Consider the following 12,199-nt stretch of genomic DNA (forward strand, 5'->3'; position numbering starts at 1 on the left):
TTGTATTATAAATGTATTACAGCTATAATTTAACATAAATTAATACTGATTTATAAAATAATAAAAAATACTATCTTTCTAATAAATATATATGAACTATGAAATTATTGACAAACCATCATTAAAATCTAGTGAATGTTTAATTATCGGACTTCTATCTGATGTAGAATTTCCAAAATTTATAAAAAAAATAAATAAAGATAATTCAAATATTATAACAACATTACAAAATAAAATTAAAGAAAAAACAAAATATATATGGCAACATAATATAGAAAATACAAGTTTAATGCTAATAAATTGCGGAAAAGAAAATTTATTTAATGAAAATCAATTTAATAAATGCTTATTAAATATTAACCTTAATTTATCCTATTATAATTTTTCTTCATCAACTATATATTTACCAAATATAAAAAATAAAAACCAAAATTGGCAAATACAGCAAACCATTTTAGAAATAGAAAACTACTTTTACGAAGCAATAAATTTTAAAATAAAAAATAAAACTGATTCCAAAAAATCACTAAAAACAATAAGATTGTGTTTTCAAAACGTACAAACTAATATAATAAATATTAGTATATCTATAGCAGATGGAATAAAATTCTCACGTACTTTATCAGATTTGCCATCAAATAAATGTACTCCATATCATATAGGATACAAATCCAAAAATTTAGAAAAAACATACAAACAAATAACAACAAAAATCATAAAAGAAAAAGAAATAGAAAAAATAGGAATGAGATTACTTACTTGTGTATCAAAAGGAAGTACAGAAAAACCTTGCTTTATTGAAATCAAATACACTGGATCTAAAAAGATTAACACTAAACCAATAATACTAGTTGGAAAAGGAATAACATTTGATTCAGGTGGAATATCACTGAAACCTGCAAACTTTATGGATGAAATGAAATACGATATGACAGGAGCATCATGTGTTTTAGGAGTAATAAAAGCTTGTGCAAATCTTAATTTACCAATCAACATAATTGGATTAATTGCAAGTGCAGAAAATATGCCAAGTGGATCTGCTATGAAACCAGGAGATATCATTAAAAGTTTATCCGGAAAAACAATTGAAATTACAAATACTGATGCAGAAGGAAGATTGATATTAGCCGATACTTTAACATATGCCGAACGTTTTAATCCAGAAATAGTTATTGATATAGCAACTCTAACAGGAGCGATAATAACTGCACTTGGAAATGTATATTCTGGATTCATGACAAATGATGAAATACTCGCAAAACAAATAATATATGCTTCTGAAGAAATAAATGATAAAATTTGGAGATTACCAATAGATGATGAACAATACAAAAAATATTTAAAAAGTTCTCTCGCAGATATGGTAAACTCTCCAAAAAACGATCGAAATGCAGGAGCAATCACTGCAGCATGTTTTTTATCTAAATTTACTAAAAATTACCGTTGGGCTCATATAGATATTGCTGGAACTGCATGGAAAACCAAAAATAACAAAAATATATCTACAGGAAGACCTGTAGCATTACTAGTACAATTTCTATATAACATAGCATTACAAAGTACCAATGAATTAAAATTATTATAAATAATAATAATTTATATAAAAAAAATAAATTAAACTTTAGTTGTTAAATAATTATTCTTTTTTAACCTAAAATCTAAATCAGATAAACGAATTCCAACAATATACAATACTAACCAATAAATTATTATTACTAAAGCAATATGTTGAAATAAAGTAATCAGCTTCATATAAATAGTTGTTTGAGTTAGGTAAACTAAGGTATTAACATCATTTAATGAAGTATATAAATAACTTATAACTACTAAATTAGCCATTATCAACTGAATAATAAATTTCCTCCATCCATACAAAGGATAATAAAGTTTAAAACGTACTAAAAAAAATAACAAAAATCCAAAATTTATATATCCAGATATTACTGACATAAATGCAAGTATTATATAAGTTAAATTTTTTATAAAAAATAAACAAAAAATACAATTAAAAACTGTAGAAAAAACAGTTATTTTTAATGGAGTTTTAGAATCTCTAGAAGCATAAAATGCAACAGATAATACTTTAGTTAACATAAAAGCTGGAATACCAAAACTAAATATAATTAAACTTTTCTGAGTCTGTAATAAATCATAAAAAGAAAAATTTCCGTAAAAAAAACAAATTGCAATTAATGGCTTAGAATAATATATTAATCCTATAGTTGAAGGTATTGCAATCAATAATATCAAACGAAAACCTTTATCTAAAATATAAAAAAACAATTCCTTATTTTCTTTAAAAAAAACTTTAGATAACCTAGGAAACATCACTGTAGATACAGATACACCAAAAACTCCAATAGGAAAATTTATTAATCTATCAGTATAATATAACCAAACAATACTACCTCCAGATAAAAATGAAGAAAAAAATAAATCAATTATAATATTAATTTGTAAAATAGATACTCCAAATAACCCAGGAATCATCAATTTTAAAATATTATTTACCTCTAAATCATTCCAGATAATCTTTATTGTAAATAACAATTTTTTTTTATATAAAAAAAATAATTGAAATAAAAATTGTATTATACCGGATAACAATACACCCCAAGATAAAGATAATACAGGATATTTAAAATAAGGAGATAAATATAATGCAAACAAAATTAAACTAATATTAACTACAACAGGAGCAACTGCAGATACTCCAAAAAAACCATAAATATTCAATATAACACTAGACATCGCAGTTAGTGGTATAAATACCAATACAGGAAGAATAATTTTTAACATTTCTGATGCTAAATAAAAATGTTCACTATTTTTTATAAAACCAGGAGCAAAAATAAATACTATTAAAGGAGATACAAATATTCCAATTACTGAAACAATAAAAAAAACTAACACTAATCTTCCAATAATTCTAGAAATTAAATCTTTAATTAAAAAAAAACTATTATCTTTATGATTCTCAAATAATATTGGTATCAATATTTGAATAAAAGCATTCTCAGAAAATAAACACTTAATAACATTGAGTATTCTAAATACTACATAAAATACATCAATATTAGATTGTACACCAAATAAATTAGCTAATACTATATCACGAAAAACTCCTAATATCCGTGAAAATAAGGTATTTATCGCTATTAATATAATAGAATAAAATGAATTATTATGCTTTTTTGACAAAATCATTTTAAATTTCAAATAAAAACTTAAACACTTTTTTAGAAATATAAAATATCTATACACCATATACACATTAACATAAAATTAATAAATTTATTGACATTAATAAATAATTTAGCGATATTAAACAATATATATATAAAATTGGAACTACAAAATAATGGCTAATATTAAATCATCAATAAAACGTGCTAATCAAAACAAAAAAAAACGTCAATATAATAATAAAATAAAATCTAAATATAAAACACTAATCAAACGTGTTTTACAAAATATAGAAAAAGAAGATAATAAAAATATTAAACCATCTTATAAAAAAGCACAATCCGCAATAGATAAAGCATCAAATAAAAAAATAATACATAAAAATAAAGCTTCTAGAATAAAAAAACGTTTAAACAAACGTATAAAAAAATATTTTCAAAATCACAATAAAAAACATAAAAATTAAAAATATATATAATATTTTAACTAATTTATAATTAAATTATTTACTATAAAAATAGTAAATACTATCTATAAATCAATAAAATTAAATATTGATGTATTAATCGATAATTAATTTTACTTACAAAATAAACAACTTTAATTAAAATTAAATAAAAATTTTTTATTTACCCAAAAAATAATAATAAAAGTACATACATAATTTAAATAAATATCTTTTAACAAAAAACAACACTAAAATATAAAATTTTAAACTTTAAAGCATATATTATTTTTTCCATGCATTACCATATAAAATCTCATAAGTAAAAAAACTTATATAATTTAATATTGTTTTTTTATATAAATGTTTTAAAAACATATTAAAATTTTTATCTTTTAATAAACAATCATTAAATTCTATACAAATATCATATTTATTTCTCCTTAAAAATTTTAATAAATATCCTATATTAGGAATACATAATTTTAATATTTCTCTATCAATAACTGGATCTAAAAAAGATTTAGATAATAATAAATTACCAATACTAAAAATAGTTTCAAAATTTTTTATATACATATATTTATCATCAACAAACCATAATTTTTTTAATTCTTTAAAAGTATCAAAACCTAACATAGAAAATAATAAACACCCTTTATAATTCATTACTCTGTATATTTCTTCAATAAATAAATATAGAGAATTATTTCTTAGCCTTACTTTCTCAATAAAAACAAGATCAAAAAAATTATCTTTAAAAGGAAGATGTAACGGACTACAAGAAATTTGTAAAAATTTCTTATCTAATTCTATTTTTTTTCTTCTTTTATATTTACTTTCTAAACTAAAATCTAAATTTAAATTAACATTAATTAATGTCGAATCTGGATATAATCTAAATAATCTTAAAGTAGATAATTCTAAAGAATTACACCCAAAATTCAAAATTCTCTTAGGTTTAATTTTAAAAAAATTTAACCTATAAAATAATCGTTCTCTAATTATACTTTGAATGTAAACAAATTTTCTTACACTCAATCTTGGAAAATAATATAAAAACATCAACTTTATATTTCTTAATAATTTAAACATAAATAAAAAACATTAAAAAACAAAACTATATAATTTAAAATAATAATCACAAAATAAAAAAAATATAATTATTAATTATCATCAATAAAAAACTACCAATAAAAAACTTAACACTACTTTTATAAAAATACAAAACTTCATATTTTGAAAATAAAAATTAAATATAGTATTATATACTTTATCAATAAATAATCTAAATTAAAAATTCACTACTAAATTATCCATAAAATATCATAATAACTGTCTATGCAAAATTTTCTTCAAAAAAAATTAGAAAAATTACAAAAACGCTTTGATCAAATTAACAAATTATTTCTAGATACAACCATTATCACCAACTATAAAAAATCACAAAAATTATTAAAAGAATTTACAAAATTAAAACCAATAATAGAATTATACAATACATATAAAAATCAAAAAAATACTATAAAAAATTTAATAGAAATCTCTAAAGATAATGACAAAGAACTTTCTATTTTAGCTAAAGAAGAAATAGAACAAACTAAAAAAACAGTATTTTCTATTGAAAAAAAAATAGAACTACTTTTCCCTATTAAAAATACACAAACCGACAGAAATGTATATTTAGAAATAAGAGCAGGGATTGGTGGTCAAGAAGCCTCAATATTTTCCAAAAACTTATTTAGAATGTATAATCGATATGCAGAAATTAAAGGATGGAATTTAGATATCATAAATATTAGTCATAATGAGTGCGGTGGGTATAAAGAAATAATTGCTAAAATTCAAGGGAAAGAAGTCTATTCAAATTTAAAATTTGAATCAGGAGTTCATAGAGTACAACGTATACCAAAAACAGAATCACAAGGACGTATACATACTTCAGCATGCACAGTTGCTATTTTACCAGAAGCAGTAGATATAGATGAAATAATAATTCATAATAATGATTTGCGTATAGATACTTTTAAAGCATCAGGAGCTGGAGGTCAACATGTAAATAAAACAGATTCGGCAATACGTATTACTCATATCCCTAGTAATATATCTATTGAATGTCAAGATGAAAGATCTCAACACAAAAACAAATCTAAAGCCATAGCACTTCTCAAAGCAAAATTACTAAATATAAAAAAAAATAAAAAACAAAAACAACAAGCACAAACTAGAAAATCTCTCATTGGAACAGGAGACAGATCAGAACGAATACGTACCTATAATTTCCCAAAAAAAAGACTCACAGATCACAGAATTAATTTAACATTATACACACTTAATGATATTTTAGAAGGAAATTTACATCCTGTAATTGAAGCATTAAAACAAAAATACCTTAACTAAAAAAAATCAACTACTATAAAATATATATGAAAATTAGAGAAGCATTAATAATAGCAGTAAAAAGAATAAAAAAAAATAACTCGATATTAGATGCAATAATACTATTATCATACACTTTAATGAAAACTAAAAAATATATTTATCTTAACTTAAATAAAAATTTAACAACTCAACAAACACAAATATTTTTTTCCTTAATTAAAAAACGTTCACAGCATATACCATTATGCTATCTAACTGGAATTCAAGAATTTTGGTCTATGCCATTACATATATCTAAACATACTTTTATACCAAGACCAGAGACAGAACTTCTAATAGAAATAGCATTGAAAACTTTAAAAAAAAAAAGCATCAGTTATAGACTTAGGAACAGGAAGCGGAGCAATAGCCTTGGCATTAGCATCAGAAAATCCACAATGGAATATAACAGCATGTGATTGCAGCAAAAAGGCTTTAAAAATTGCAAAATACAATAGCATTAAACTGAATTTAAACAATATAAAATATATTCTTTCCAACTGGTTTGATTCTATTAATTATCCAAAATATTTTGATCTGATTATATCAAACCCACCTTATATTTCTAAAAATGAATTACACTATTTAAATCATGAAGTATATTTTGAACCAAATATTGCTTTATTTGGAGGAAAAAACGGATTACAAAAGATTTATACAATTATTCAAAAAAGTTTAAAAAGACTAAAACCAGGAGGATATCTTTTAATAGAACATGGATTTAATCAAAAATACCCAATTCAATTATTTTTAAAAAAACACAATTTTATTAATATAAACTCTTGGAATGACTTAAATAATCAACCTAGAATAACAATTGGAAAAAAACCAATAAAAACCAGTTGATATAAAAAAAAATATATTTTCTATAAAATACTATTAAATTTTTCAACAAATAAATTATTATTACAAGATAATAATATACATAAAAAAATTTATTATCAAATCCAATATATAAAAAAATTTTAAAACCCAACTAAACCATAACTATAATATTAAAACTTAAAAAAAATACTATTCATCCTAAAAAAACTCAAAAAAATACATACATAAACAACAAGCAATTAAGCTATATTGAAAAATATTATTTAATTCCTTAAATCATTTAATGAATAAGATAAACAATACAATACATAATATTAAAAATAAAATACCAAACTTATTAGATTTATTTAATAATACTAGTCAAGAAGAAGAATTAAATCTAAAATTAAAAATATTTAATCAAAAATAAAAATTAATTAAAAAAATCAAAAAACAATTACACGTTTAAATAGTAACTATTTTAAATATTACAAAATATGTAAAATAAAAAATAGGAATTAAACAACTAAAAATATAACCAACAACATTATTCATTAACTGTAAAATTTTATATGAAATTAAAAAAATAAATATAGTAAATTATACTATTTACAATTTTATTAAAAATAAAAACATTTTTTATAAAAAAATCTTTTAATTAAAAAATTACTAATATAGATAGTCAAAAACCTAATTCACATACTAGCTACTACTTACAGTTATCTTTGTACAAAAAATAATTATAGTATAATATATTACTAAAAAAATTATACATACTTTTGATAAAATTTATAAAATATATAATATAATTATCTATTTAATATAGAATAAATTCTCTATATAAATAAAAAGTATAATTGATCTGTAAAAACTTTTAAAAAACCAACTAAGGTTATTCTTTATGGATATTGCAAAAATATTTTCATTTCACAATCATTGTATAGATCACGTAAGTATTTTAATTGTTTCATCTACAGTATTATTTTTTCTTATGACATGGGGAATCGGAGCAAATGACTTAGGAAATATAATGAGTACAACTATTGGAGCAAAAATTATTAACTTACAACAAATAACATTTCTAATTATAATTTTTGAATTTACTGGAGCATTTATAGGTGGAAATAACGTAACAAATACAATTAGAGATAATATAATTAATATTAACCAATTACACAACTACCCTATCATAATTATAAAAGGTATGTTAAGCTCATTAATATCCTGCACTATATGGATGAACCTATCAAGTTATTTTGGGTTACCAGTATCCATAACCAACGCTTTAGTTGGTTCCATGATAGGATTCGGAACAATAGTACTAGGACCATACTCTGTAAATTGGAAAGAAATAATTCATATAACAACAGGATGGATAATATCCCCTTTTCTATCTGGAATTACAAGTTATATAATTTTTTTATATATAAAAAAAAATATCCTTTATCAAAAAAAAATGACTCAATCAATAAAATACAAACTTAATTTATACTTATTTCTAGTAATATCACTCTTAACTTTTATAATAATTTTTAAAATCCTAAAACATTTTAATATACATTTAACAATTAGTAAATTTACTATATTAAATTTACTAATTGGAATTTTAATAACAATAATAATATATTATATTTTTATAAACAAAAAAATCTATATAAACCAATTAAATGAAAAACAGAATCATATACAAATAGAAAAGTATTTTTCAGTATTAATGATACTAACAGCATGTGCTATGATATTTGCACATGGATCTAATGATATATCTTTAGCTATAGGACCATTATCTGTAATATATAAATTAATAACAAAAGTACACTTATATAATCATAAAAACTATATCATAAATCATCAAAATTTAAATTTAATCAAAATTATAGGATGTATAGGAGTAATTTCTGGTTTCTTAACATATGGAAAAAAAGTAATAAATACAGTAGGAAATTCTATAACATCTTTAAATTCTATTAAATCTTTTGCCGCTACTTTCTCTACCGCTACTATTGTAGTAATCGCAAACAACACTGGATTACCAATATCAGTAACACAAACACTAGTAGGATCTATATTTGGAATAGGAATGGAAAAAGGAAAAAAATCAATAAATCTATTCATTGTATCTAATATTGTATTATCATGGATAATAACAATGCCAGCTACATTTATATTATCTATAATATCTTTTAAGATATTAATGTTACTTATATAAAAATCTTAATATTATTTTCAACTATTAATAATTAATTAATTTTTTTTATATAAAAAAATTTTATAAAAATTAATTAAAAATAATTTTTTTCAATATATAAACGTATCTTTTTCATAGCATTTTTTTCTAATTGACGAATACGTTCTGCAGAAACATTATATTTTTTTGCTAAATCATTTAAAGTAAATTTCTTATCATTTGTTAACCACCTCTTCATTAAAATATCTTTACTCCTATTATCAAGTTTTTCTATCGCTAAAAATAATCTCTCTTTATCTTTTAAATTACTAACCTCTTTTTCAATTAAATAAGCTGGATCATTATTACTAATATTAAATAAATAATTTAACGAAAACAATTTCATATGATCTTCATTTTCTATATTAGGAAGAGTAGAATCATATGAAACATCTATATTACCTCTAAACAACCTTTGTTCCATTACCACTACATCTTCCTTTTGAACACCTAAATTATTTGCAACCATCTCAATTTCTTCTTTACTAAACCAATTCCCCAAACGTTTTTTTATTTGACGCAAATTAAAAAATAATTTACGCTGAGCTTTAGTAGTAGCTACCTTGACTATACGCCAATTTTTCAAAACAAATTCATGAATTTCTGCTTTAATCCAATGTACAGCAAAAGAAACCAATCTAACCCCTAATTTTGGATTAAATCTTTTAACAGCCTTCATCAAACCTATATTTCCTTCTTGAATTAAATCATTCAAAGGCAATCCATAACCTAAATAACCTCTAGCAACACGAACTACATATCGTAAATGAGATAAAACTAAATATCGAGCAGCTTGTAAATCACCTGTTAATTTAAAGCGTCTTGCATACTCATATTCTTCTTCAACAGTTAATATTTTTATTTGACTAATATAATGAATATAATTTTCATAAGTCTCGCAATGGAACTTCAATGAAGTTAATTCTAACTTTTGTTTCATCATAAAATTTTAAAAATAAAAATAAAATTAATTATAAATTATATATTTTAATATTAATATATTTTTAAAGTAAAAAAATCTATTTAAAAATTTTTATTAATATCAAAAAAACTTTTTACAAACAATTTAGCATTAAATGGAGAAATGTCATCCATTTTTTCACCAAAACTTAAATAACGAAATGGAATATTAAATTCATTTGCAATATTAAATAATATACCTCCCTTAGAGGTACTATCTAATTTTGTCATAACAATTCCAGTTACACCAATAAAATCATTAAATTTACGTACTTGATTTAATGTACTCTGCCCTAAAGTAGCATCTAAAACTAATAAAACTTCACTAGGAGAATTATTATCTAGTTTAAACAACACACGTTTAATTTTCTTTAATTCTGACATTAAATTATGTTCAGTATGTAAACGTCCAGAAGTATCAATAAATAATATATCAATCTTTTCAGATTTAGAAATTTGCATAGCATTGTAAACAACAGATGCACTATCAGATTTATATTTACCAAAAATAACCCTAACATCATTAATATTAGCTAAATATTTTATCTGTTCAATAGCTCCAGATCTAAATGTATCTCCAGCACATAATGCAACATTTTTACCTAACATTTTGTAATATTTACTAAGCTTTCCTATAACTGTCGTCTTACCAACTCCATTAACTCCAACTACTAATACAGTAAATGGACTTCTATTGCATATATCAAAATTACAAAACAACTTCTCATTTCTTTTTAAAAATGACTCCATATAACTAGATAATCTAAATATTATTTCGTCATAATCATTAAAACTGTCTTTATGTAAATTTAATTTAATATCATTTAGCATAACTTTTGATAAACTTAATCCTACATCAGATCTTACTAATAACTCTTCCAATTCTTCAATAGAAACATAATTATCATTATCTCTTTTAAACAAATTTAAAAGATTCTTCTTAAAATAATTTTTTGTTTTATCTAGACTGGATTTTAATTTCTCAAATAAATTCATACTGTAACTTTACATGCCAATATATTTATAATCACTAAAATAATGATAAAATTTACTAAAATTTCCTTCTTTATTAAGATATTAATAAATTTCAACTATAAAAATACACTTATTACATAAATATACTATAATATAAAAATAAAATATTAAAAAAAAACGTATATAATAATTGATTGTAGCATATCTTATAAACTATAAATAATCAACGATTAAATCGTAATAAAGAATTATGAATAAATACTGTCTTTAAAAATTTTTAAATATTAAAACCTTATTCATTAACAATATTTATTTCAATAAAAAATAAAAAAAATAACTGAATATTATCTTATGTTTTTTTAAAAACTATATATAAAAATGCCAAATATTAAAATTATTGGTGGAAAATATAAAGGAAAAATAATAAATTTCCCAAATATCAAAAAACTAAGACCAACTCTTAATTTTGCAAGAGAAAGACTATTTAATTGGTTACTACATGACATTAAAGGATCAAAATGTCTTGATGCATTTTCTGGAAGTGGTTCACTTGGTTTTGAAGCATATTCAAGAGGAGCTAAAACAATTACTTTTATAGAAATTTCAAAAAAAATATTTATTAACTTAAAAAGAAATGCTTTATCTTTTGAAAATAATAAATTCATTATTATTAATGGAAATGCTATAAATTTTCTAAAAAAAAAAAAAAAACAATTTAATATAATTTTTTTAGATCCACCATTCAAAAAAAAATATATAAATAAATTTATAAATACACCTATATTACATCAATGCCTATATAAAAATGGATTGTTATATACTGAATCAAATTCTGCTATTATGATTGATACAAATTTATGGAAACAAATAAAATTCAAAAAAAAAAATAATATTTTTTATGGATTATATATGAAAATATAAAAAAATACTTCAATAACTTATTTATGATTTTAAATCAATTAACATAAAAAGATATTTCTTTAAAAAAATTTAAAAGCATAAAATACATAAAAATTTTGCATTTTTACCAAAAAAAACAAAATCTTTTTAACATAAGAATATTCAATAATTTATTTTATTAAAAATAAAACAATTAACTGCCTTTCAATAAAAATAGAAATTAATTTAAACAATCAAATAAAATTAAATACTTTAAAAAAATTAAAAAAAATCTTTATAAA

12 protein-coding genes are annotated in these 12,199 nt (G+C 21.2%); 8 read left to right on the top strand and 4 right to left on the bottom strand.

The genetic code is table 11. From position 1 onward, the window contains the following. Positions 1-91 precede the first annotated feature (91 nt). Positions 92-1,585 (top strand): leucyl aminopeptidase, encoded by a 1,494-nt coding sequence (locus CCU22_RS01370; RefSeq protein ID WP_100114801.1) that lies wholly within the window; start codon positions 92-94, stop codon positions 1,583-1,585. A 29-nt stretch (positions 1,586-1,614) separates the two neighbouring features. On the opposite strand, the gene murJ is transcribed toward CCU22_RS01370, so the two are convergent. Further along, positions 1,615-3,207 carry a murein biosynthesis integral membrane protein MurJ gene (murJ, locus tag CCU22_RS01375; RefSeq protein ID WP_158521313.1) on the bottom strand — a complete coding sequence of 531 codons (1,593 nt, stop codon included), beginning with the start codon at positions 3,205-3,207 and terminating at the stop codon, positions 1,615-1,617. A gap of 154 nt (positions 3,208-3,361) precedes the next feature. Between murJ and rpsT the strand changes: the two genes are divergently transcribed. Continuing rightward, complete coding sequence (gene rpsT, locus CCU22_RS01380; protein WP_100114803.1) at positions 3,362-3,652, top strand: 30S ribosomal protein S20; 291 nt, start codon at positions 3,362-3,364, stop codon at positions 3,650-3,652. Between the two features lie 264 nt (positions 3,653-3,916). On the opposite strand, the gene CCU22_RS01385 is transcribed toward rpsT, so the two are convergent. Next, on the bottom strand, positions 3,917-4,726 hold the full coding sequence (locus tag CCU22_RS01385) for a methyltransferase domain-containing protein (protein WP_100114804.1): 810 nt from the start codon (positions 4,724-4,726) through the stop codon (positions 3,917-3,919). 246 nt (positions 4,727-4,972) lie between these two features. Between CCU22_RS01385 and prfA the strand changes: the two genes are divergently transcribed. The 5 genes from prfA (at position 4,973) to CCU22_RS01405 (ending at position 9,065) form a co-directional block, all read left to right on the top strand. Next, complete coding sequence (gene prfA / locus CCU22_RS01390) at positions 4,973-6,031, top strand: peptide chain release factor 1 (protein ID WP_100114805.1); 1,059 nt, start codon at positions 4,973-4,975, stop codon at positions 6,029-6,031. A 26-nt stretch (positions 6,032-6,057) separates the two neighbouring features. Next, on the top strand, positions 6,058-6,471 hold the full coding sequence (locus CCU22_RS01395; RefSeq protein WP_100114806.1) for a class I SAM-dependent methyltransferase: 414 nt from the start codon (positions 6,058-6,060) through the stop codon (positions 6,469-6,471). Beyond that, complete coding sequence (locus CCU22_RS01400; RefSeq protein WP_158521315.1) at positions 6,425-6,898, top strand: HemK family protein methyltransferase; 474 nt, start codon at positions 6,425-6,427, stop codon at positions 6,896-6,898. The genes CCU22_RS01395 and CCU22_RS01400 overlap by 47 nt, the downstream gene beginning before the upstream one ends. Before the next feature lie 262 nt (positions 6,899-7,160). After that, positions 7,161-7,286: a hypothetical protein gene (locus tag CCU22_RS02620; protein ID WP_267889904.1), complete on the top strand. Its 126-nt coding sequence runs from the start codon at positions 7,161-7,163 to the stop codon at positions 7,284-7,286. Positions 7,287-7,757: 471 nt separating this feature from the next. Further along, the gene (locus tag CCU22_RS01405) at positions 7,758-9,065 is read left to right on the top strand and encodes an inorganic phosphate transporter (protein ID WP_233485098.1); all 1,308 of its coding nucleotides are present in this window, start codon (positions 7,758-7,760) and stop codon (positions 9,063-9,065) included. 73 nt (positions 9,066-9,138) lie between these two features. On the opposite strand, the gene rpoH is transcribed toward CCU22_RS01405, so the two are convergent. Beyond that, positions 9,139-10,023 carry an RNA polymerase sigma factor RpoH gene (rpoH, locus tag CCU22_RS01410; protein ID WP_100114808.1) on the bottom strand — a complete coding sequence of 295 codons (885 nt, stop codon included), beginning with the start codon at positions 10,021-10,023 and terminating at the stop codon, positions 9,139-9,141. 83 nt (positions 10,024-10,106) lie between these two features. Then, positions 10,107-11,039, bottom strand: coding sequence for a signal recognition particle-docking protein FtsY (ftsY, locus tag CCU22_RS01415; protein ID WP_100114809.1), 933 nt, complete (start codon positions 11,037-11,039; stop codon positions 10,107-10,109). A 357-nt stretch (positions 11,040-11,396) separates the two neighbouring features. Here ftsY and rsmD point away from each other — a divergent pair, with 357 nt between their 5' ends. Further along, positions 11,397-11,939 (top strand): 16S rRNA (guanine(966)-N(2))-methyltransferase RsmD, encoded by a 543-nt coding sequence (rsmD, locus tag CCU22_RS01420; RefSeq protein WP_100114810.1) that lies wholly within the window; start codon positions 11,397-11,399, stop codon positions 11,937-11,939. The last annotated feature ends 260 nt before the right edge of the window (positions 11,940-12,199 follow it).

Origin of the sequence: Candidatus Legionella polyplacis (assembly GCF_002776555.1) — a bacterium.
Classification (GTDB): domain Bacteria; phylum Pseudomonadota; class Gammaproteobacteria; order Legionellales; family Legionellaceae; genus Legionella_E; species Legionella_E polyplacis.